Raw genomic sequence first — 20,895 nt, 5'->3', positions numbered from 1 at the left:
CGTACGGTCGGGCTGGGCCATGGTGCCGCGCTTGCGGCCGACCGCTGCCTGGGCGCTTGCGCCCGCGGCGGCGGTGCTGTTCGCCTTCTGGTTGTTGCCGCTGGCGCACCTGGTCTTGCTCGGTGGGCAAAGTCGCGATGGTAGCGACAGCGGCTATTGGCAGGTGCTGAGCAGTGCGCAATACCTGGGCAGTCTGGCGCAGACCTGCCTGCTGGCACTGGCAACGACCCTCGCGGCGCTGTTGGTGGGCGGCTTCAGTGGGTTCTTTCTCAGTCGCCAACGTTTCCTCGGCCGTTCGGTACTTGTCGCCTTGTTGACCTTCCCGCTGGCATTTCCCGGCGTGGTCGTTGGTTTTCTGGTGATCCTGCTGGCCGGCCGCCAAGGCTTGTTCGCCACCCTGGGTCTCGGCCTGGTGGGTGAGCGCTGGATTTTTGCCTACTCGTTGATGGGGTTGTGCATCGGCTACCTGTACTTCTCGATTCCGCGGGTGATTCTTACGGTGATGGCTGCCTGTGAAAGCCTGGATCGCAGCCTGGAAGAGGCCGCTCGTTCACTGGGGGCCAGTCATTGGCGTGTGCTCTGTGATGTCATTGTTCCTGGCCTGGCGCCGGCATTGGTCTCCTGCGGGGCGATTTGCTTTGCCACCTCCATGGGCGCGTTCGGTACCGCCTTCACCCTGGGTACCCGGCTCAACGTGACGCCGGTGGCGATCTACAACGTGTTTACCAATTACGCCAATTTCGCCGTGGCCGCTGCGCTGTCGGTGGTGTTAGGGCTGGTGACCTGGGCGGTTCTGTTGCTGGCCCGGCGGCTGGCCAAAGATTCGAGGACAGTCTTGTGAAACGCTCAACGCTGTTTGTCGGGCAACTGGTGTTTACCTTGCTGGTGTGCGCTTTCATGTTGGTGCCTGTGGTGATGTCACTGCTGGCCGGGCTGACGCGCAATTACTTCCAAGGGCTGTCCAGCGGCCTGACGTTCGACTGGCTGCTGCAAGTCTGGCAGGCATATTCGCCGACGGTCTGGCTGTCCCTGCAACTGGCCGCCGCCTGTGCGCTGTGTGTCTGTGTGGTGGGTGTGCCGGCGGCTTACGCCCTGGTACGGATGAACAACCGCTTCAGCCGCGCGTTCGAGGAACTGATGGTGTTGCCGGTGGCGATGCCCGGTCTGGCCAGTGCCCTGGCATTGCTGCTCACCTATGGTCAGTTCGGCGGGTTTCGCAGCAGTTGGTTATTCATTCTCGTCGGCCACGTGCTGTTCACCCTGCCCTTTCTGGTGCGCCCGGTGATGGCGGTGATGCAACGCCAGCACTTGCCGATCCTGGAAGAAGCCGCCGCGAGCCTGGGTGCCGGGCCGATCCGGCGCTTCTTCAGCGTGGTGGTGCCCAACTGTCGGGCGGGGATTCTCGCCGGGGTCTTGATGGTCGTCACCCTGTCGTTGGGTGAGTTCAACCTGACCTGGATGCTCCACACGCCGATGACCAAAACCTTGCCGGTGGGCCTGGCCGACAGCTATGCCTCGGCCAGGCTGGAAATCGCCAGCGCCTACACCCTTATATTCCTGTTGATGATTGTGCCGCTGCTTGTTGCATTGCAGGCCATCAGCGCGCGCCTTTCCCGTGGAGCAAATCGATGAGCGGAACCACTATTCGCCTGAAGGGTTGTCGCAAGGCGTTCTCTGACGGCACCGTTGCCGTACATGACCTGGACCTGACCATTGAGGCTGGAGAAACCCTGGCGATCCTCGGCCCGTCCGGTTGCGGTAAAACCACCACCCTGCGCCTGATCGCGGGTCTGGAGCGTCCGGACGTGGGCCAGGTATTTTTTGGCGACAGCGACGTCACCCGCCTCCCCATCGAACGTCGCGACGTGGGCATGGTGTTCCAGAACTATGCGCTGTTTCCCAATCTGGATGTGGCCGGCAACATTGTTTACGGCCTGAAAGTTCGCGGTGTGTCACCCGCCGAGCGTAACAAGCGCTGTTTGGAGTTGCTGGAACTTGTCGGCTTGCAGGATCACGGCAAGCGCAGTATCCACGAGTTGTCCGGCGGTCAGCGCCAACGAGTCGCCCTCGCCCGCGCCCTGGCACCCCGGCCCCGGGTGTTGTTGCTGGACGAACCGTTGGCGGCACTGGATGCGCAATTACGTGAACGCCTGCGTAGCGAATTGGCCCAGTTGCTAGGCGGTTTGGGCATTACCGCCGTGTTCGTCACCCACGATCAGGGTGAAGCCATGGCGCTGGGGGATCGCATCCTGGTCATGGAGCATGGCCGGGTCGCGCAACTGGCTAGCCCGCGGGACATCTATCAGCAACCTGCCAACGCGTTCGTCGCCCGTTTTGTCGGCAATCTCAATGCTTTTTCGGTGATCGAGCACACGCCCCATGGCTTGAAGGTCAGTGGCGGTGAGTTGCCATGGAATGGCGCCGACCTACCCGCCACTGTCTATTGCCGCCCCGAGCATTTGCGGGTGATGGACAGTGAGGGCCATCTGCACGGGCGTCTGGTGGGCCAGTTTTTCCAGGGGGCTCAAAGCCGTCTGCTGGTGGATGTCGGTGCGGCTCAGCCTTTGCTGGTGGACAGCACCGATAGCGCTATCCATGCCCCCGGTGCCCTGATTGCCCTGGCCGTCGAGCCACAAGTGCTGTTCACCCTGTCATCGTGATCTTTGTGTTTGCAGAGGGCTTATTTTGAATCATCCGTTTCTCATCGCGCAGATCAGCGATCTGCACCTTAAAGCCGGACAAAAACTGACTTACGGCGTTGTCGATACCCTCGCTGCATTGCGTCGTGCGGTGGATCATTTGAACACCCAGGTGCCGCGTCCCGACATCGTGGTGGTCAGTGGCGACCTGGTGGACTTCGGTCGCCCTGATGAATATGCCGCGCTGCACCCTGAGCTGGCGCGCCTGCACATGCCTTGCTACCTGGTGCCTGGTAACCATGACAATCGCGAGCATTTGCGGGCGGCATTTGCCGACCACAGCTACCTACCGATACGGGCTGACGCCCCCCTGGACTGGGTGGTGGAGGAGCATCCGCTACGCCTTATTGGCCTGGACACCACCATTCCCGGTGCCCATGGCGGTCAGCTCCTGGACAGCCAGTTGCGCTGGCTCGATGAACAACTGGCCTGTCGTCCCGATGCGCCGACGCTATTGGTGCTGCATCACCCGCCGTTTGTAAGCGGGATTGGCCATATGGACCGTGAACCCTTCATCAACGCGGCGGCACTGGAGCAGGTCATTGCCCGACACCCGCAGGTGGAGCGCTTGCTGTGCGGGCATTTGCATCGGTCGATGCAACGGCGTTTCGGCGGCAGCCTGAGTTGCGTGTGCCCCGGTACCTCACATCAGATCGTCCTGGATCTACAGCCAACCGCTCCCGCGCATTTCAATCTGGAACCGCCGGGGTATCTGCTGCATCACTGGCATGGGCAGGCACTGGTGACCCATAACGGCGTGTTTGGCGAGTATGCCGGACCGTATCCGTTTTATGACGCTCATGGATTGATCGACTGATAACCCAGGGACTTTCATTGATGACCTGCTTTGGAGATTTAATCCCTACCCCACTCTATTCATTGAAGATTTTCTAACGAGTTATTGAACGCATCGGCCAATCATGTGATCGGCCGAGGGCTTCCTGCTGCCTTTTCACTGTGCCCGGAACAGAGGTTCCGCGCTGGAGTTCGTCCTGATGAAAGCTCTTTTCAACGTACTGAGTTTATTAACCGGCGGCGTGTGTATTGTCCTGAGCCCGTTGGCGTCTGCTGATTTTGTCAGCGACAGTAAGGCCAACTTGAACTTGCGCAATTTCTACTTCAACAACGATAACCGTGACGGTACCGCCGCGCCCTCGAAGACTGAGGAATGGGGCCAGGCCTTCATGCTCAATTATCAGTCCGGGTTTACCGACGGCACTGTGGGGTTTGGTCTGGATGCCATCGGCCTGCTGGGTTTGAAACTCGACAGCGGCGCGGGTCGCCATGTTGGCAGCTCGATGTTTCCCAACGACGGTGACAAGGCTGCCGACCAATGGGCTCGTCTCGGCGCAACGGCGAAGATGCGCGTCTCCAAGACCGAACTGCGTTACGGCACCTTGCAACCGAAACTGCCGATCCTGGTGTCCAACGATGGCCGTCTGTTGCCGCAAACTTTCGAAGGTGGCCAAGTCACCAGCAATGAAATCGACAACCTGACGTTCACCGCCGGCCAACTGGAACACGCCACCGGGCGTGCATCGAGTGACCGCGCCGGGCTGGCCGTTGCGGGCGGCAGCCAGGAAAGCAACAAATTCACCTTTGCCGGTGGCGACTACAAACTGACCAAGGACCTGACCGCACAGTATTACTACGCCAATCTCGAAGACTATTACCAACAGCACTTCGCCGGTTTGTTGCATGTATTGCCGCTGGGCGAATACGGCTCGCTGAAAACCGACTTGCGCTACTTCAAGACCACGTCCGATGGCAAGAACAGCAGCGCCGCCGGTCGCGCCAGTGGTTACAAACTGGGCGGCTACACCAAGGACGGCAGCGGGGAAATCGACAACGATACCTGGAGTGCGGCGTTCATTTACTCGCTGGGCGGCCATGCCATTACCGCGGGTTATCAAAGCGTTTCCGAAGACAGCAACTTTGCCCAACTCAACCAGGGTGGCTTGGTGGGTAAAGGCGAAGCCGGCGCCAGCCTTTATCTCTACACCGACCGCACTATTCAGACGTTCATCCAGGCGGGTGAGCGCACGGCGTTCGCCCAGTATGCCTACGACTTCGCCGCGCTTGGCGTGCCGGGATTGAAGGCGTCGGTGATGTACCTCAAGGGCGACAATATCCAGACCGCCAGCGGTCAGGACGCCAGTGAGTGGGAGCGCGATATCTCCCTGGACTATGTGATCCAGAGCGGTACGCTGAAGAACCTGGGTTTTGGCTTGCGCAACGCGATGTCCCGAAGCGAAGTGGCTCGCGACCAGGACCAGAATCGCCTGATCGTGAGTTACAGCATTCCCTTGATGTAAGCATCCAGCGCAATTCAGGGCCAGGGCGTCGAACTCGCGTGAAACGCTCCTGGCTCTTTATCAGCGCTTGCCCAACGTCGGCAGATTCGCACGATTGGGCAATCATCCGCGCGGATTATGCAACCAGCCCCCAGAATTGCTTCCTATAGTTATCCAGAGTCAAACCTTCTGGAGCTGGAATCGCTATGAGCGCCCTCAACATCAATGGCCGTGAGTATACGGTCGACGTAGACCCAGGCACCCCGATTCTCTGGACCCTGCGCGATGCGCTGGGCATGACCGGCACCAAATTTGGTTGTGGTGCAGCCCTGTGTGGCGCCTGCACCGTTCACCTGGATGGTCAGGCCATTCGTTCCTGCGTGACGCCAATCGCCGCCGCCCAAGGCAAGAAGATCACCACCATCGAGGCGGCCACAGATGGCAGTGACCCGGTCGGCACCGCCGTGCATGAGGCTTGGGTCAAACACGACGTGGCGCAGTGCGGTTACTGCCAGAGCGGCCAGATCATGAGCGCGACAGCGTTTCTCAAAGCCCAGCCCAAGGGCAAGCAGCCTACGGCGGCCGAAATCGACTCGGCGATGGCCGGCAACATCTGCCGCTGTGGCACTTACGCGCGCATCCGCGCTGCCGTGGCAGATGCCGCCAAAACCCTTGCCTGACCGGAGTTCGCCATGTTGAACGAGATTTTTCCAGACGAGATTCCCCGCGCTTTACAGCACATGCTTGAGCGCGATCAGGCTGACGGCCCTACCACCCTTCCCCGCCGCAGTTTCCTCAAGATTGTCGGCATCGGCGGTCTGGCCTTGGGCGCTTTTCCTCATCTTGCCTTGGCGCAAGAGGCCAACGGCGACGCCGCAGTACCACTCAAGCCGAATCAGCAACCTTCGGCATTCGTACAGATCGCGCCCAACGGCGAAGTCACCGTGACGATCAACCGGTTGGAATTCGGCCAGGGCGTGCAAACCAGCCTGCCGATGATTCTTGCCGAAGAGCTCGATGCCGACTGGAGTCTGGTGCGAGCCCGCAACGGCAGCGGTGATGCTGCTTATCAGGATCCGATCTTTGGTATACACCTCACTGGCGGCTCCAATTCGATCAAGAACAGCTATACCCAGTACCGCGAACTTGGCGCCCGTGCTCGTGCCATGCTGCTCTCGGCGGCGGCAGCACGCTGGAACGTGGACGTGGCCAGCCTGAGCACCCAAGCCGGCATGGTGCTCGGCCCGGCGGGCCGTAAGGCAAGCTACGGCGAATTGGCCGAGGCCGCTATGGCGCTGCCTGTGCCGGAAAAGGTGAGACTCAAGGACCCCAAGGACTTTCGCATCATTGGCCATGCCACCACGCGCATCGATGCCAAGGCCAAGAGCAGCGGCCAGCAGGACTTCGGCATCGATATGCATCTGCCAGGGCAACTCACTGCCGTGGTCGCGCACCCGCCGGTGTTCGGTGCCAGAATCGCTTCGTTGGATGACAGCGCGGCACGCGCCACCCGGGGCGTGAAAGCGGTATTGCGCGTGCCGTTGGACGGCGGCGCCGAAGGTGTCGCGGTAGTCGCCGATAGCTACTGGCAGGCGAAGCTCGCGCGCGATGCCTTGAAGCTGGAGTGGGACCTGGCGTCGGTCGAAAAGGTGGACAGCGAAAAACAATTGCTCCAGTACCGGGAGCTGGCCGGCCAACCCGGCCCACTGCGCTTCGATGCCGACATGACGCCGCTGGCAACCGCGCCGCATCAACTGGAAGCTGAGTTCGTATTCCCCTACCTCGCCCACGCCCCCATGGAGCCGTTGAACTGTACTGTCCAGCTCGGCGAAGAACGCGCCGAACTGTGGGTCGGCACGCAGTTTCCCGGCGGCGACAGTGCGGCGGCCGCCAAGGTACTGAATCTCAAGCCCGAGCAAATCCAGCTGAACGTGCAGACGGCCGGCGGTGGTTTCGGCCGGCGCGGCGTGCCCACCGGCGACTTTGTCGTGCTGGCTTGCGAAGTGGCCAAAGCCGCCCGCGCTGAGGGGCTGAACGCGCCTGTGCGTACGCTCTGGAGCCGGGAAGACGACATCAAGGGCGGCTACTACCGGCCGATGCACCTGCACCGTGCGCGCATCGGTTTTGACGACGCTGGCAAGGTACTGGCTTGGGATCACGCCCTGGTCGGGCAATCCATTCTTACCGACACCGTGTTTGGGGGCCGGGTGAAGAACGGCATCGACCCCACCGCCACGGAAGGTATGCGTGATCCTTATCCGCTGCCGATGCGCCTGACGGTCCATCACCCGAAAGTCAACGTCCCCATCCTGTGGTGGCGCAGCGTAGGCTCCACCCATACGGCTTTTGTAATGGAAACCTTGATCGATGAGATCGCCCGTACAACCAAGCAGGATCCGGTGGCCTATCGGATGAAGCTGTTCGCCGATCAAAGCCCGCGCCATCGCGCAGCGCTGCAATTGGCGGTGGACAAGAGCGAATACGGCAAACGCCCGCTACCGGCTGGCCATGCCTGGGGCGTGGCGGTGCACGAGTCGTTCAGTTCGGTGGTGGCTTATGTCGTTGAGGCGTCGGTGCAGAGTGGCCGTCCGGTGCTGCACCAAGTGACTGCGGGTGTGCACTGCAACCTGGTGGTCAACCCGCGCAGTGTTGAAGCTCAGGTGCAAGGCGCAGCGCTGATGGGATTGTCGATGTGCCTGCCGGGCGGCGCCATCACCTTGAAAGACGGCGTCGTGCAGCAGAGCAACTTTGCTGACTTCAGCGTTCCACGCATTACCGACATGCCGGAGTTTGCCGTGCACATCGTGCCAAGCGCCGAACCACCCACCGGGATGGGCGAGCCCGGCCTGCCGGCGTTGGCTCCGGCTTTTGCCAATGCCATTGCCAGCCTGACGGGCAAGCCAATGCGTGAGTTGCCGTTCAAGATGACGTGAACGTAAGGGTTCGCTGCCTCAAACCGCCTCACCTTTACGATGAAACGCCTGCCCCAACACCGCCAAGCGTTCCGCCAACGGTGGCAGGCACTGGCTGCTCCGAGTCAGAATGCCGATGTTATCGGCGTTGCGCTCAGCGACGGCCTGGACACTTTGCAAGCGCTCATTGATGCCCTTCGAGGCCTCGGATTGTTCCTGGGTGGTGCTGGCGATCAGGCCGTTGAAGTGGTTGATCGCCGCGATGTCCTCTACCACTGCATGCAGCAGTTGCGAGGCGAGTTGGCTGGCCGATACGCAGCGTTGTACCCCTTCCTGGCTGTCTTGCATGGCGAGGGCTGCCTGACGGCTGCCCTGTTGCAGCTTGGCGATGATCTGCTGGATTTCCGTGGTGGACGTCGAGGTCTTTTGCGACAGGGTCCGGACTTCGTCCGCTACTACCGCAAAACCGCGTCCCTGCTCCCCGGCCCGGGCGGCCTCGATGGCGGCGTTGAGGGCCAACAGGTTGGTTTGTTCGGCGATGCTGTTAATGACGTCCAGCACCTGGCCGATCTGTTGCGCCTGCTCGGCCAGGCCTTGCACGGTTTCGTTGGTCAGGTTGAGGCGACCGGCCAACTCGACAATCTCCTCGCGGCTCTGGTCAACGGTGCTGCGTCCGCGGCTGACCTGTTCACTGGCTTGGCCGGCCCGTTGTACCGTCTGGCCGACATGCCCGGCAATGCTGTCCATGGCCTGGACCAGATGGCCAATCGCGCCGCTCATCTGTGCCACTTCATTGAGCTGATGCCTGGCGCCGTGCTCCAGTGTCTGGCCGACTTGAGAAAGGTCCTGGCCCAAGTCCGAAAGGTTGCGGGTATCGCGCACCACGCCGTCTACCAGGTTGGTGATCTGCTGCAGGAAATGATCGAAACGCTCGGACGAAGAGACTTTGTCCCCCCGGTTGCGCTGGGTCTGGGTGTCACTGCTCAACTGCATGGCGGCGGCCAGCACTTTGTCGAGCACATCCTGGTTTTCCGTGGCATCGGCCAGGCTCTGGTTCGCCAGGTAAATCAGGATCACGCTTTCCACCACCACGTAGAAGGCGTGGATGAAAATCATGGTCCAGCCGCCATGGTTGGCCATGACGAACACCGGATAACCCTGGTGCTGAAGCCAGTGAAAACCGACGTGGTGAATAGCGATAGTGGCGGCGGCCACGATGATCGGCAGCCAGTCACGGTAGAACGTCAGCACCGCCAACAGTACGAAAATCCCGAAGTGGAACTCGATCACGCCACGGGTCTGGTTGATGTGCAAGGCGGCCATGACCATCAGCGCCACGGCGATGACACAGCGCATGGCCCGGGTGCCGCCCAGGCCGCGATAAAGCACGGTGGTCAGCAGACAGGTCGTCGCCCCTATCAGCAGCGCCTGGCTGAAGGTGGAGTGCAGGAAGGCCAGGCACAGGGAGTAGACAAAAGTGAGCCAGAGTAACCCCAGCATGATGCGATCAGCTTTACGGTAGTGATCGTTAAAGCGCACGGGCGATGTCATGGGGGCTGTCCTTTTCGGGGGGCTTGGAGGGTCCGTTACCAATGCTGGCTTCAAGCCTTATCGGCGTGTCGGAATCGAACTGTAGCCGATTCCTCCTGGTTAGTGGCACTACGCCATCTTCCTTTTTTCACTGATCTTTGCTTTATGATGTTCGCCATCTCATTCCCAGACCTGATGGAACCCCCATGACTTTCGATTTCGACACGGTATTGGAGCGCCACGGTACCGGTAGCACCAAGTGGAGTCGCTACCCCGCTGACGTGTTGCCCATGTGGGTGGCTGATATGGACTTCCCTGCTCCGCCGGTGGTCATCGACGCACTGCACAAACGCCTCGAACACCCCATGCTCGGCTACAGCGTGGCCCAGGACTCGCTGCGCGCCGCCATCGTTGCGGACCTCTGGAACAAGTACGCCTGGCGCGTCGAGCCTCAGCAGATCGTCTTCCTGCCGGGTGTCGAACCAGGCTTCAACATGGCGCTGCACGCCTTGGTGGAGCCTGCGCAGAACGTTGTGGTACAGGTGCCCAATTACCCGCCGCTGCGCAATGCCCCTGCTCACTGGCAACTGAACAAGGTTGAACTGCTGTTCAACCCGCTCAACGGCGAATTCCACACGCCCCTGGCCGCGCTGCGTGACGCGTTGCAGGGGGGCGGTGCGTTGTTGCTGAGCAACCCTCACAACCCGCTGGGCAAGGTGTTTGCCCGGGAAGAACTCAAGGCCGTGGCAGATATCTGCCTAGAACAGAATGCCTGGATCATCTCTGACGAAATCCATGCCGAGCTGTGCTTCGACGGTCGTGTGCACATCCCCACCGCCACCCTCAGCCCGGAGATTGCCGAGCGCACCATCACCCTGATGTCGGCCAGCAAGGCCTACAACATTGCCGGGCTGAAAACTTCATTCGCCATCATCCAGAACGCCAAGGTCCGCGAGCGGGTTAACAGTGCCCGGGCCGGCATGGTCGACAGCGTCAACGCCCTGGGCCTTGAAGCGACCCGCGCGGCCTACAGCGAAGCTGGCCCGTGGCTGGAAGAATTGAAGGCTTACCTGCAAGCCAACCGCGACTATCTGGTCGACGCCGTAAAGACCCGCCTGCCGGGCATCACCATGACCGTGCCCCAGGGCACTTACCTGGCCTGGCTGGATTGCTCGGGATTGGGGCTGGACGACCCGCAGGGCTTTTTCCTGAAGCAAGCCAAGGTAGGTCTGAGTGCCGGACTGGATTTCGGTGACGATGCCGGGCAGTTCGTGCGCTTGAACTTCGGCTGCCCACGCAAGCTGCTGGAGGAAGGAATTGCGCGGATGGAGCGGAGCTTGAAGGCCAGGGGCTGATCTCCCTGACGACGAAGATCCTCTGTGGCGAGGGAGCTTGCTCCCGCTGGACTGCGCAGCAGTCCCCTCCGGCCTGCCTGACACACCGGGTTGTCCAGTTGATGGGGCCGCTGCGCGCCCCAGCGGGAGCAAGCTCCCTCGCCACAATGGATCCGCGTTTTACTCATCCATATCCGGCGCATAAACAAAGCACAACTTGTTCCCCTCCGGATCGCGGCAATAGGCCCCGAAATACCCTTCCGAATACTGGGGCCGCGGGCCCGGCGGGCCTTCGTCGGTGCCGCCCAGGGCGATGGCCTGCGCCCAGGCGGCCTGTACGGTGTGCGGCGAATCGGCGGCGAAACTCACTTGCATGCCATTGCCCCAGGTCGCGGGCAAACCATTGAACGGTAATTGCACGAACACCTGAGGCCAACGCTTGCCGGGTTGATGCCAGCCTTCTCCCGGCGGGCCCGAGTCGTTTTCGCTGGGCAGGCGCACCAACCCCAGGCAGCCCAGCACAGCATCATAAAACGCGACCATTGCTGGCAGGTCCCGCGCGCCAATCTGTATGTGACTGAACATCTGTCCGGCTCCTTATCTGCATTCGTCCAACATTAGCCGATGTTGATTCGCGATTGGCAAAAGGGCTCGGACCACGCTCATCGCTCGGCCCCGGAATCCGAGCGAACTCTGCCTGAAGGCCCACAGTCCACCCTCCATCGACTACACATCCAGCATGGAGAATGTCATGACTGACTACCCTACCCCGCCGTTCCCAAAACAAAGCCAACCGGTGCCCGGCACTCAACGCAAGATGGACCCGTATCCAGACTGCGGAGAACAGAGCTACACCGGTTCTGGACGCCTGGAAAGCAAGATCGCCTTGATCACGGGCGCCGACAGCGGCATCGGCCGTGCCGTGGCGATTGCCTTCGCCCGTGAGGGCGCCGACGTGGCCATTTCCTACCTGGACGAGCATGAAGACGCCAGGGAGACTGCCCGTTGGGTAGAACAGGCCGGCCGCCAATGTCTGTTGCTGCCCGGCGATCTGGCGGACAAGGCCCAATGCCGCAAGATCGTCGACGAAACCATCGCGCGTTTCGGGCATATCGACATTCTGGTCAACAACGCCGCGTTCCAGATGACCCACGAAAACCTGGAAGACATCCCCGACGAAGAGTGGGTGCGCACGTTTGATATCAACATCACCTCGATGTTCAGGATCTGCCAGGCCGCCGTCCCGCATATGAAGGCGGGTGGCTCGATCATCAACACCAGTTCGGTCAACTCCGACATGCCCAAGCCGACTCTGCTGGCCTACGCCACCACCAAAGGCGCCATCGCCAACTTCACCGGCGGTCTGGCGCAGATGCTCGGCCCCAAGGGCATCCGGGTGAACAGCGTGGCGCCAGGGCCGATCTGGACACCGCTGATTGTCGCCACCATGCCTGAGGAAGAAGTACAGAACTTCGGCTCCCAGACGCCCCTTGGCCGTCCTGGCCAGCCGGTGGAAGTGGCGCCGATCTATGTACTGCTGGCTTCGGATGAGGCGAGCTACATTTCCGGTTCCCGGTATGGGATTACGGGCGGCAAGCCGATCCTGTGAGTCAAGCAATGGTGGGCAGCTGTTGTGGCGAGGGGATGTAGCCCTCGCCATGAATCATGTGAAGGGCTTCACGGCTCCTTGGCAATCACCGAAATCTTGCCGTTACGTTCGATAATCGCGAACTTGATCTGTTCCAGTGTCTCGATTCCCTGGCTCGACCGTGCCGCTTCCATGATGTCTTCTTCTATCAAGCGGGCATGGCGCAGGCGCGCCTTCAGTATTCGCCCATCCTCCACAATAATGGTCGGGCCGCCGTCAATCAGTTGCGAGACCCATTGGGAGCGTTGCTTGAGCAGCGACAAGCCCACATCGATGGCAATCAGCGTCACGATCACCATCAACGAATTGGTCAACGAGAAATCATCCCCCAGCAACGCCTGCTGGGTGGCCTCGCCGATGATCATCAGCAGGACAAAATCAAACGTGGTGATTTCCGCCAGGGAGCGACGCCCGGCGATCTTGAACAGTACCAGCAACGCCACATAGATCGCGGCAGCCCGCAGCACAGAGTCCATACGTCACCTAGGGAAAAATGAATTGATTGAACCTGACCGTGGCGCCATCGGGCGTGTCGATACGGCTGTGATAGAGCCCCAGCCCATCGCCCAGCAGTGACAGATAAAGGCTGGCCTCTCCCTTGGCATCCGCCTGGACCCACAGCTTCAGGCCCCGCTCCGCACTCGCCGAGCGCACGGGCTGGGGCTGGAGGGTTTGCACCTCGAAACCCTCCAGCCACTGGCCGACCAGTTCCACCTCCAGCACGGCATTGGGCTGCCCCATCAGATGGATGACCATGGGGTTGGTAGAACCGTTGCGGTGGAACATTTCGTACTCGACGCCGAGTCGGCCATCTGCGCTGTGTACATTTCGGGTGCTCAACGGGCCACGAGAGAACAATCCAAGCAGCGTCAGGATCACCAGCAATACCAACACGTACCAACCCACCCGCTCGAAACGCCAGACCTTGAGCTGGTAGGCCATGTCTTCGCGGACCGGGAACTGGCGGCTGCGCAATTCCTCGGGATCAGTGGGGTGGGTCATGGTGATCCCCTATCTGCGCTCACCCGCCAGCGCGCGTTGATGAAAGTGCCGCAACTGCACGAGCGCATGTTCGGCGGCCCACAGTTGGACCTGGTTGCGAGTCCCGAAAAATCTTTCCAGGCGACTGAACAACGCTCGCTCGCCGGCCATATCGAACGCCCAGGCAAAACAGACAGTGCCGGCCGGAATGCCGTCCATGTCATCCGGCCCGAGAATGCCGGTGGTGGCCACGGCGACGTTGGCATTGGCGTCGCGCAGGGCACCGAGGGCCATTTCCTCGGCCACCTCACGGCTGGTGAGATTGAAGGTGTCGATGGTGCATGGGTTGACCCCCAGCAATCGTTGTTTAGCCTCCGGGGAATACACCACGTAACCGCTTTCAATCAGCGAACCACTGCCGGGTACTTCGGCCAGCAAGGTGACGATCTTGCCGGCGGTACAGGACTCGGCCGTCGTCAGGCGCAGCTCGTGTTCACGCAAGTAATCAACCAGGGAGCAAGCAATGGTCATGGCATACAGTCCTTCAGGGATGCTGATGGATTGACCCCGGCCGTATGGATTCATTCCCTCTGATCACGCCCCTCCTCGGGCACTCCAAATAAATGAACCCCCGACCGATCCTGTACCTCAAATCCGTATGGGCCTCACCAGAGGCTGTACTGATCAGGAGGTCGTCATGTCCGCCCCTTTCGTCAAACTGTTCACCCACCCCGAGTTTGCCTGGAAAGACATCCGCGAACAGGAACAAGCTCATCCGCGCCACTATCTGGCTCACCTGTTGTTGCTCGCCCTGATTCCCGTGGTGTGTCTGTTCATTGGAACCACCTGGACCGGTTGGAGCCTGGCTGAGAACGAAACGGTACGACTGAGCACTGCCAGTGCACTTCAACTGAGTGTGCTGCTGTACCTGACCATCGTGGCCGGCGTGATGCTCATGGGGCTGTTCATCCGCTGGATGTCGCGCACCTTCGATGCCCGCCCTACGGTCAACCAGTGCATTGGTTTTGCCGCCTACACCGCCACGCCCTACTTCCTGGCCGGGATTTTCGGGCTCTATCCCAACCGCTGGCTGGCGGTGATCGCGCTGGCAATGGCGTCGGCCTACTCGACCTTTTTGCTGTTTATTGGCCTGCCCAAGTTCATGAATCTCAAGAAGGAACAAGGTCTGTTGTACTCGGCCAGCGTATGGGGCGTAGGACTCTTGGTGCTGGTGACCATTCTGGTGGAAATGATTCTGCTGTGGTTCAACGTCCTGCAGCCGGAATATCTGCGCGTTCCGGTAAGTGGATGAGTCCGGGAGGCATCGAACCCAGCTATTTATCGGTCTTTTTCATACCAATGCGTCGACGCATGTCGGCGGTGATCCTTTGACGGGTCTTCTTCAGGCCCGCCCAAGGCTCGTGACCCACTTGCGCCAAACGCTCATGGACGTTGTGCACGTTCCACAGGTTCGCGCCTTTGAGCTCGGCCACTTCCTCGCGAAAGATCGGCACCGACACCGGCAAGCCTTCACGGGTGCGGGCGGCATAGGCGCAGATGGTGGTGGCGCCCAGGCCGTTACGCAGGTAGTCGATGAAGATCCGCCCTACCCGGTTCTTCGGCCCCGAGACCGCCGAGAAACGATCCGGCAACAGCTTGGCCATGTGGCTGACAATCGCATGGCTGAAGCCCTTGACCTCGTCCCAACCCAACTTGCGGGTCAGGGGCACGACAATGTGGATGCCCTTGCCGCCGCTGGTCTTGAGAAACGCCTTGAGCCCTAGTTCATCGAGTACCGACAAGGTCAGATGCGTCGCCTCCACCATGCTTTTCCAAGGCAGGGCCGGATCCGGGTCAAGGTCGAGAACAAAGCGATCAGGCTTGTCCAGGTTCACCGACGTGGCATTCCAGGTGTGTAACTCCACCGTGCTCATTTGTACCGCGCCGATCAACGCTTCGGGATTGTTGATGATCATTACCGGCTGCCCGGTCAATGATTTGTCCAGGCTGGTGATACCAGGAATCGCCAGGCGCTCGGCGTTTTTCTGGAAAAACAACTCACCGGCAATGCCATCCGGCGCCCTGACCAGTGCCACCGGGCGGTCGGCCAGTTCCGGCAGGATGAACTCGGCGACGCTGGCGTAGTACTCGGCCAGTTGCAGCTTGGTCGTGCCGCTGCTGGGATCGATGACTCGCTCAGGGTGGGTGATGCGCACCTTACCGTCCATGGCTGGCGCCTGAGTGGTTTTGGTTTTGGCTTTGGTTTTTTCCGCAGTCTTTTTCACGGGTTTGGCCAGCTCCTGGGTGATCGCCTTGGCCGGTTTATCGTTGCGCAAACCATGAAACACGGCATGGCGCACCGAGCCTTCCTTGGTCATCTCGGCAAACGCCACTTCAGCCAGTAACGTCGGTTCCAGCCAATGCACTCCTTTGGCCTCGTATCCGGTGGGTGGGTTGACCACCGCAGCCTTTTTTCTTTCCAGGGGCAACAATTGCTGGTGAATGCTTGTGAGTGTTTGCTCGTTGAACCCTGTGCCGACCTTGCCGGCATAGCGCAGTTGCCCGCTGTCGGCATCGTGCAACCCCAGCAACAAGGCGCCGAAGCCGTTGCGGGCGCCCTTGGGTTCGCTGAAACCGACTACGACGAACTCCTGGCGATTCTTGCACTTGAGCTTGATCCAGTCGTTGCTGCGCCGGGAAACGTAGGCACTGCCCATGCGTTTGCCGATCAGTCCTTCCATCTGCATTTGGCAAGCACTGTTGAGCAAGGCTTCAGGGGTTTCTTCGAAGGCATCGGAGAAGCGCAACAGCGGATTCTTGTTGCTCGCAAGCACTGCCGCCAACGCGGCCCGCCGCTCTTGCACGGGCACCTCGCGCAGGTCCATGCCATTGAGGTAAGGCAGGTCGAACAGGTAGTAGGCAATCTTGTTGCTGCTGCCGGCGTCGAAAGCGTTCTGCAGGGCCTGGAAGTCCGGTACGCCTTGCTCGTTGGCCACCACCATCTCACCGTCCAGCCAGGCGGACTCCAGCCCTAATCCGGCCAGCGCTTCGGCCTGCTTGGGCAGCTTGTGGGTCCAGTCATGGCCATTGCGGGTGATCAGCCTGACATCGTCGTTTTCAATGCGGGCCATGACGCGGTAACCGTCGAACTTGATTTCATAGAGCCATTCGCCTTCAGGCGCGCGCTCTACCAACGTGGCCAATTCCGGTTTGAGCGTCTTGGGAATCGCCCCGGCCACCGCGCCGCTGAGGGTCGTGGTCGAGGTTTTTCTGGACGGTTTGGGCGTGGTGGCTTTTTTCGGTTGCTGCACTGCCTTGACCTGGGCGGCAGCCTTGCCACGGCGCTTGGGTACAAGGGTGCGCTCGCTGAGCACGCTGTCCGGCTCGGCCTGGACCACGTCGTACTCGCTTTCGGGACGTGCCGCTGCGTCCTGGTGCTTGATCAGGAACCACTGCTCCTGCTTGCCGGGCATGTGGGTGCGCACCAGGTTCCACAGGCCACTGAGTTTTTCCCCTTGCAGCTCGAACTTGAGCCGGCCTTTTTCATAGGCCTCATGGGCATCGCCCTGGGGAATCCACACGCCTCGATCCCAGACAATGACGTCGCCAGCGCCATAATGGCCTTCGGGAATGCTGCCTTCGAAGGTCGCGTAATCCAGCGGATGGTCTTCGACATGCACCGCCAGGCGCTTGACCTTGGGGTCCAGGGACGGCCCCTTGGGCACCGCCCAGCTCTTGAGCGCACCGTCCAGCTCCAGCCGGAAGTCATAATGCAGCCGCGAAGCGTCGTGCTTCTGAATGCAGAACTGCAAGGCATGGGCGGTTTTCGCCGATTTGCGTGAACGCTTGGCCGCCGGTTCCGGGGTGGCGGCGAAGTCACGCATCCGGTTGTAATCCTCCAGGGTCTTGCTGCTCATGGACCACCTGCCACTTGCAACAGTGACGGGTCGGCCACGGGCATCCCGGCGGTTTCCGCCAACAACTGATCAACCACCCTGCTCAAGGCGTGCTCGGTGGAGTCGCCCAGCAGCAGCCCTTGTTCGTAGAGCACGATTTGCCGATCGGAACTGGTGCCTTCCTGGACGATACGACGTGCCTGCTTGAACACATCCTCAACGCCCAGTGCGGCGGCAGTCTCGCCGAAGGTCTGCTCCGCCAGCGTGATCCACTCACCGATCATCATCGGCTGCTCCTGCCCCTCCAGGATGAACTCGGCCAGGATTCCATGACGCTTGGCCCGCCAGCGATTTTCCTTGAGGATCCAGTGGGAGGTCAGGCTGAAGTGCGCGCCGGGCTTGGGTAGTGCAATGGCATGGGCCACCATCACCCGAAACAGCGAGACCAGGCACAGGACATCCTCAACACGCGGACAGGCATCGCAGATTCGCAGCTCCAGCGTGGGATAACGCGACGAAGGCCGCATCACCCACCAGCAATCGCTGGGCTGGCGAATGGATCCGGTGCGCATGAGCATGTCCACGTAGCCGGCAAACGCCGACTCATCCTCGAAGAACTCCGGCACGCCCATGCGCGGCCATTCATCGCAAGCGACCTGACGGTAGCTGCTGAACCCGCTGTAGGCGCCGTTCCAGAACGGCGACGAAGCACTCAGCGCCAGGAACATCGGCAGCCAGGGCAGCACCTCGTTCATGACCCGGACACGGTCCTTATGGGCCGGCACCTCCACGTGTACATGCAGGCCCGAAAGCACGCTCCGTCTGGCCACCCGCTGGTAATCGTCGAACAGCTGCTGAAAGTGCAGTTCGTCGGTGGGCTGCAGACCCTGGGTCGCCATGGGATGCGAGCCGGCGCTGAGCAGGCCCAGGCCATGGGCGGCCAGGCGCTGGGTCAGGCCTGTGCGGACCTGGGCCAGGTAATCGGCCGCCTCGGGCAAGTTGCGGAAAATAGGCGACGCCATCTCGATCTGACACTGGAACATTTCATGGGCGAAATGCTTGCCCAGTAGCGCCTGGCACGCCGTGACAACCTCTGCTGAGGGTTGATCCGGCATACAACGGGTTTGCAGATCGGTGATGAAATACTCCTCTTCAATGCCGAACTTCAGTCGCCTGTTCATCGATAGTCCCTCCGATACCCGCGCCGATGCGGGTTACAACCAACGCCACCACGGCGATCCTTTCTACGTCCTGGTAACCCGGGGTGAGCAGTTCTTCACCAAACACGTCCGGGTCCAATTCCTTGTAAGTCCAGCCGAAGTTCGGCGAGTCGCGCCAAGGCTCAAGCGCCTCGAGAAACGGATCACGCCCATCGACCATCGCCACGCCGGTGTAGAGCACCAGCGAGCCACCGGGCGTGAGCCGTGGCAGGGCCTGTTCGACAATGCGCAGCGACAGCCCGGCGCCCAGTGCGCCACCGCCATGGCGGTAGGCCCGTTCGCTGGGGTCGGCCATGTACGGCGGATTGGCGACGATCAGGTCGAAGTCGCCCTCCACATCCTGGAGTACATCGCTGCGGGCGATCTCGACGTTGGACACCTCGGCCAGCGCCGCGTTGACCGCGCTCAGGCGCAGGGCCATCGGATTGATATCCACGGCCAGCACCTGTGCCTCGCGCCGGGCGCGGGCAATGACCAGCGCCCCGACACCGGCGCCACAGCCGATGTCCACGGCCCGATGTATTGCCGTGAAGTTCTGTTGCAGATAAGTATGGATCAGTTGGGCGAAACGATAGCTGTCGGGGCCGAAAAACACCGCGTCGTTGGCTTGGGTGGGAAATTGCGAATGAGCGAACAGCAGGCCGTCCAGGCTCGACCAGCGCACGCGGCTATGCAACAGGCCGTCGCGCGCTTGCAGCACCTCGGCTTCCTGCAACTGGCGCTGCTCATCGGCGCTGATCAGCCCCGGGGCAAACGGGCGCGACCAGCCGAACACATCCCTCAGGGTCCTGGAGCGTTCATTGCCAGGTCGTTGGTTGACGCGTTCGTGGGTCAGGGGTGTCGGGGTAATGAAGCGATAGCCGTCGGCTTGCAGGCGTCGGCCCAATTGCAATAGCGCCAGGTCAGTTTCGGATAGGCGTTCTTCCTGATTCATGCGGGCTCCTAGCGCAGCGCGGATTTGAGTTCGATGAAGCGACGAGTCGCCAGCAGTCCGGCCGGATGGCTGTGGCAGCGCGCCGAGAGCCACGGCATCAGGGTCTGCATCTGCGCATCGGGCGTCTGGCCTCGCAGGGTCTGTTGCAGGCTCTGTACATCGGGGTCCTCGATCGGCATCTGCGGCTCGCACGCTGCACCGTGGGCGCGGCGCGGGCTTTTCTTGGCGCCCTCCTGCGTCCAGTCACCGGCGATCCAGTCGTGCAGCAACTGTTTTTCATAGGGGCTGAACACCCCGAACATGGCCGCGCCCGCCCCTTCGATCAGCGTCCAGAACCGGCTGTTCTGCGGATCTTCATGACGTTTGATCCAGCCCTTGTTTTGCAGCGCCGTCAGGAAGCCTTCCAGTTGTCCAGGCGCTGCCAGCCATTGATTGACGGTCTTGCCTTCGAACTTGCAGTAATCGGAATGCATGTGTTGGCCGAACGGACGTTTGCGTTCGAGCATGTCCAGCACTTCGCGATACAGGTCGAATGACTCGATGATGGTCCGGCTGCCTTGGCCCAGATCATTGAGGCGATAACCCAGGGTGACCCGGTGCCAGAACGCTTCGCGATCCGCCTCCATCGGCATCAGTTGCAGCAGCGACTGGATGGCCTTGTGGGCATGACCGGTGCTCGCGTTGTCGATCGTGACGTGGAGGGTGAAGTAGTAAGGGTCGATGTCCAGCTCAGTCAGCTCATAAGCGCTGATCAACAGGTGCAGGGGCAGTTGTTCGTAACCCAGGTTGTAGCCGATCACTTCAGGCAGGTATTCATCGCCGCCATAGCCCAGGGCCAATTGCACAGCACCTTGCAGGTAGCGCTCGTCTTCAATGTCCGGCGCGTCCGACAGGTCGTGTTCGGCGAGCAGCTTGCGGTATATCACCACATGGTTTTGCGAGGGATTGCCGTCGCCCAACTCTTCCAGATAAGTGCTCAGCAGCCCTTCGAAACGGTGGTCGTGCCAATGCTTGAGCACGCCATACAGCCACGCGCCGTCCACCAGTTTGGTGGGCGCCACCGCCTGCAGGAAATACAAGGCGTGGGCCTTGCAAGTGAAAAACTCTCGTGGACCGGCGTTTTTGCGCCGCTCCAGATACTCGGCGTACTGGCGGGCTACACCGGCACTGTGTTGCTCGACCCAGGCTTGCAGAGCCGTGGGGGTGTCGGGCAGCTCCAGGGGCAGTGCCGCGGCCTGCCCCACGCATTGCTGAAGGAAGGCCTGGGCGACGGCTTGCTTGTCAGCATCGTCAGGGCCATGGAGCAGCCGTTCATAGCATTGGCGCACGCTCCCGGCATCCATGAATGAATGCACGGTGGCAGGCCGGGATTGGAGGGGTGTCAGCGCAGTCATAAGGGCCTCTTGGGTTCTCGGCAGGACGCTGAATCAACACGTCTCTACTTTGG

19 protein-coding genes are annotated in these 20,895 nt (G+C 61.0%); 10 read left to right on the top strand and 9 right to left on the bottom strand.

Annotation, left to right across the window (positions count from 1 at the left end; all coding sequences use genetic code 11):
- Positions 1-19: 19 nt before the first annotated feature.
- The 7 genes from PSEUDOMOFG3G_RS13805 (at position 20) to PSEUDOMOFG3G_RS13775 (ending at position 7,926) form a co-directional block, all read left to right on the top strand.
- Positions 20-841 (top strand): iron ABC transporter permease, encoded by an 822-nt coding sequence (locus PSEUDOMOFG3G_RS13805; protein WP_139050553.1) that lies wholly within the window; start codon positions 20-22, stop codon positions 839-841.
- On the top strand, positions 838-1,632 hold the full coding sequence (locus PSEUDOMOFG3G_RS13800; protein ID WP_139050317.1) for an ABC transporter permease: 795 nt from the start codon (positions 838-840) through the stop codon (positions 1,630-1,632). The genes PSEUDOMOFG3G_RS13805 and PSEUDOMOFG3G_RS13800 overlap by 4 nt, the downstream gene beginning before the upstream one ends.
- The gene (locus tag PSEUDOMOFG3G_RS13795; RefSeq protein WP_139050316.1) at positions 1,629-2,660 is read left to right on the top strand and encodes an ABC transporter ATP-binding protein; all 1,032 of its coding nucleotides are present in this window, start codon (positions 1,629-1,631) and stop codon (positions 2,658-2,660) included. Before PSEUDOMOFG3G_RS13800 ends, PSEUDOMOFG3G_RS13795 begins: the two co-directional genes overlap by 4 nt.
- A gap of 25 nt (positions 2,661-2,685) precedes the next feature.
- On the top strand, positions 2,686-3,516 hold the full coding sequence (locus PSEUDOMOFG3G_RS13790; protein ID WP_139050315.1) for a phosphodiesterase: 831 nt from the start codon (positions 2,686-2,688) through the stop codon (positions 3,514-3,516).
- A 178-nt stretch (positions 3,517-3,694) separates the two neighbouring features.
- Positions 3,695-5,014, top strand: a complete 1,320-nt coding sequence (locus PSEUDOMOFG3G_RS13785; RefSeq protein ID WP_139050314.1) for an OprD family porin — start codon at positions 3,695-3,697, stop codon at positions 5,012-5,014.
- 185 nt (positions 5,015-5,199) lie between these two features.
- Positions 5,200-5,673: a (2Fe-2S)-binding protein gene (locus tag PSEUDOMOFG3G_RS13780; protein ID WP_047226466.1), complete on the top strand. Its 474-nt coding sequence runs from the start codon at positions 5,200-5,202 to the stop codon at positions 5,671-5,673.
- Between the two features lie 12 nt (positions 5,674-5,685).
- Positions 5,686-7,926 (top strand): xanthine dehydrogenase family protein molybdopterin-binding subunit, encoded by a 2,241-nt coding sequence (locus PSEUDOMOFG3G_RS13775; protein WP_139050313.1) that lies wholly within the window; start codon positions 5,686-5,688, stop codon positions 7,924-7,926.
- An 18-nt stretch (positions 7,927-7,944) separates the two neighbouring features.
- Here PSEUDOMOFG3G_RS13775 and PSEUDOMOFG3G_RS13770 read toward each other — a convergent pair whose 3' ends face one another.
- Entirely contained in the window at positions 7,945-9,456 is a 1,512-nt protein-coding gene (locus tag PSEUDOMOFG3G_RS13770) for a methyl-accepting chemotaxis protein (protein WP_139050312.1), read from the bottom strand.
- A 185-nt stretch (positions 9,457-9,641) separates the two neighbouring features.
- On the opposite strand from PSEUDOMOFG3G_RS13770, the gene PSEUDOMOFG3G_RS13765 reads away from it, so the two are divergent.
- Positions 9,642-10,790: a MalY/PatB family protein gene (locus PSEUDOMOFG3G_RS13765; protein ID WP_139050311.1), complete on the top strand. Its 1,149-nt coding sequence runs from the start codon at positions 9,642-9,644 to the stop codon at positions 10,788-10,790.
- Between the two features lie 159 nt (positions 10,791-10,949).
- Here PSEUDOMOFG3G_RS13765 and PSEUDOMOFG3G_RS13760 read toward each other — a convergent pair whose 3' ends face one another.
- Positions 10,950-11,354 carry a VOC family protein gene (locus PSEUDOMOFG3G_RS13760; protein WP_139050310.1) on the bottom strand — a complete coding sequence of 135 codons (405 nt, stop codon included), beginning with the start codon at positions 11,352-11,354 and terminating at the stop codon, positions 10,950-10,952.
- Positions 11,355-11,520: 166 nt separating this feature from the next.
- Between PSEUDOMOFG3G_RS13760 and PSEUDOMOFG3G_RS13755 the strand changes: the two genes are divergently transcribed.
- Positions 11,521-12,378, top strand: coding sequence for an SDR family oxidoreductase (locus PSEUDOMOFG3G_RS13755; protein ID WP_139050309.1), 858 nt, complete (start codon positions 11,521-11,523; stop codon positions 12,376-12,378).
- A 68-nt stretch (positions 12,379-12,446) separates the two neighbouring features.
- On the opposite strand, the gene PSEUDOMOFG3G_RS13750 is transcribed toward PSEUDOMOFG3G_RS13755, so the two are convergent.
- Genes PSEUDOMOFG3G_RS13750 through PSEUDOMOFG3G_RS13740 form a run of 3 tightly spaced genes read right to left on the bottom strand, consistent with a single transcriptional unit; the run spans position 12,447 to position 13,929 of the window.
- A complete protein-coding gene (locus PSEUDOMOFG3G_RS13750) occupies positions 12,447-12,893 on the bottom strand; it encodes a DUF421 domain-containing protein (RefSeq protein WP_047226459.1) in 447 nt (148 codons plus the stop codon).
- A gap of 7 nt (positions 12,894-12,900) precedes the next feature.
- A complete protein-coding gene (locus PSEUDOMOFG3G_RS13745; protein WP_047226458.1) occupies positions 12,901-13,419 on the bottom strand; it encodes a hypothetical protein in 519 nt (172 codons plus the stop codon).
- A gap of 9 nt (positions 13,420-13,428) precedes the next feature.
- Positions 13,429-13,929 carry a CinA family protein gene (locus tag PSEUDOMOFG3G_RS13740; protein WP_047226632.1) on the bottom strand — a complete coding sequence of 167 codons (501 nt, stop codon included), beginning with the start codon at positions 13,927-13,929 and terminating at the stop codon, positions 13,429-13,431.
- A gap of 166 nt (positions 13,930-14,095) precedes the next feature.
- Here PSEUDOMOFG3G_RS13740 and PSEUDOMOFG3G_RS13735 point away from each other — a divergent pair, with 166 nt between their 5' ends.
- Entirely contained in the window at positions 14,096-14,710 is a 615-nt protein-coding gene (locus PSEUDOMOFG3G_RS13735; protein WP_139050308.1) for a Yip1 family protein, read from the top strand.
- Positions 14,711-14,732: 22 nt separating this feature from the next.
- Here PSEUDOMOFG3G_RS13735 and ligD read toward each other — a convergent pair whose 3' ends face one another.
- The 4 genes from ligD to PSEUDOMOFG3G_RS13715 are packed head-to-tail and all read right to left on the bottom strand — an operon-like array spanning position 14,733 to position 20,842.
- Positions 14,733-17,315 (bottom strand): DNA ligase D, encoded by a 2,583-nt coding sequence (gene ligD, locus PSEUDOMOFG3G_RS13730; RefSeq protein WP_139050307.1) that lies wholly within the window; start codon positions 17,313-17,315, stop codon positions 14,733-14,735.
- Positions 17,312-18,475 carry a carboxylate-amine ligase gene (locus PSEUDOMOFG3G_RS13725; RefSeq protein WP_107322477.1) on the bottom strand — a complete coding sequence of 388 codons (1,164 nt, stop codon included), beginning with the start codon at positions 18,473-18,475 and terminating at the stop codon, positions 17,312-17,314. Before PSEUDOMOFG3G_RS13725 ends, ligD begins: the two co-directional genes overlap by 4 nt.
- Positions 18,447-19,448 (bottom strand): class I SAM-dependent methyltransferase, encoded by a 1,002-nt coding sequence (locus tag PSEUDOMOFG3G_RS13720; RefSeq protein WP_139050306.1) that lies wholly within the window; start codon positions 19,446-19,448, stop codon positions 18,447-18,449. The genes PSEUDOMOFG3G_RS13725 and PSEUDOMOFG3G_RS13720 overlap by 29 nt, the downstream gene beginning before the upstream one ends.
- A gap of 8 nt (positions 19,449-19,456) precedes the next feature.
- On the bottom strand, positions 19,457-20,842 hold the full coding sequence (locus tag PSEUDOMOFG3G_RS13715; RefSeq protein WP_139050305.1) for an iron-containing redox enzyme family protein: 1,386 nt from the start codon (positions 20,840-20,842) through the stop codon (positions 19,457-19,459).
- Positions 20,843-20,895 lie beyond the last annotated feature (53 nt).

It is taken from the genome of Pseudomonas sp. FG-3G, from assembly GCF_901007645.1.
GTDB classification, from domain to species: Bacteria; Pseudomonadota; Gammaproteobacteria; order Pseudomonadales; family Pseudomonadaceae; genus Aquipseudomonas; species Aquipseudomonas rhizophila.
Note: the sequence above shows the minus strand (reverse complement) of the source record. Positions and strands in the feature narration are given on the sequence as shown.

What these genes read in the sequence shown, in the direction of transcription:
- PSEUDOMOFG3G_RS13725 (WP_107322477.1), bottom strand. Translation starts at nt 18,475, where the DNA reads ATGAACAGGCGACTGAAGTTCGGCATTGAAGAGGAGTATTTCATCACC.
- PSEUDOMOFG3G_RS13750 (WP_047226459.1), bottom strand. Translation starts at nt 12,893, where the DNA reads ATGGACTCTGTGCTGCGGGCTGCCGCGATCTATGTGGCGTTGCTGGTA.
- PSEUDOMOFG3G_RS13715 (WP_139050305.1), bottom strand. Translation starts at nt 20,842, where the DNA reads ATGACTGCGCTGACACCCCTCCAATCCCGGCCTGCCACCGTGCATTCA.
- PSEUDOMOFG3G_RS13780 (WP_047226466.1), top strand. Translation starts at nt 5,200, where the DNA reads ATGAGCGCCCTCAACATCAATGGCCGTGAGTATACGGTCGACGTAGAC.
- PSEUDOMOFG3G_RS13745 (WP_047226458.1), bottom strand. Translation starts at nt 13,419, where the DNA reads ATGACCCACCCCACTGATCCCGAGGAATTGCGCAGCCGCCAGTTCCCG.
- PSEUDOMOFG3G_RS13765 (WP_139050311.1), top strand. Translation starts at nt 9,642, where the DNA reads ATGACTTTCGATTTCGACACGGTATTGGAGCGCCACGGTACCGGTAGC.
- PSEUDOMOFG3G_RS13720 (WP_139050306.1), bottom strand. Translation starts at nt 19,448, where the DNA reads ATGAATCAGGAAGAACGCCTATCCGAAACTGACCTGGCGCTATTGCAA.
- PSEUDOMOFG3G_RS13795 (WP_139050316.1), top strand. Translation starts at nt 1,629, where the DNA reads ATGAGCGGAACCACTATTCGCCTGAAGGGTTGTCGCAAGGCGTTCTCT.
- PSEUDOMOFG3G_RS13755 (WP_139050309.1), top strand. Translation starts at nt 11,521, where the DNA reads ATGACTGACTACCCTACCCCGCCGTTCCCAAAACAAAGCCAACCGGTG.
- PSEUDOMOFG3G_RS13785 (WP_139050314.1), top strand. Translation starts at nt 3,695, where the DNA reads ATGAAAGCTCTTTTCAACGTACTGAGTTTATTAACCGGCGGCGTGTGT.
- PSEUDOMOFG3G_RS13735 (WP_139050308.1), top strand. Translation starts at nt 14,096, where the DNA reads ATGTCCGCCCCTTTCGTCAAACTGTTCACCCACCCCGAGTTTGCCTGG.
- PSEUDOMOFG3G_RS13770 (WP_139050312.1), bottom strand. Translation starts at nt 9,456, where the DNA reads ATGACATCGCCCGTGCGCTTTAACGATCACTACCGTAAAGCTGATCGC.
- ligD (WP_139050307.1), bottom strand. Translation starts at nt 17,315, where the DNA reads ATGAGCAGCAAGACCCTGGAGGATTACAACCGGATGCGTGACTTCGCC.
- PSEUDOMOFG3G_RS13760 (WP_139050310.1), bottom strand. Translation starts at nt 11,354, where the DNA reads ATGTTCAGTCACATACAGATTGGCGCGCGGGACCTGCCAGCAATGGTC.
- PSEUDOMOFG3G_RS13805 (WP_139050553.1), top strand. Translation starts at nt 20, where the DNA reads ATGGTGCCGCGCTTGCGGCCGACCGCTGCCTGGGCGCTTGCGCCCGCG.
- PSEUDOMOFG3G_RS13775 (WP_139050313.1), top strand. Translation starts at nt 5,686, where the DNA reads ATGTTGAACGAGATTTTTCCAGACGAGATTCCCCGCGCTTTACAGCAC.
- PSEUDOMOFG3G_RS13740 (WP_047226632.1), bottom strand. Translation starts at nt 13,929, where the DNA reads ATGACCATTGCTTGCTCCCTGGTTGATTACTTGCGTGAACACGAGCTG.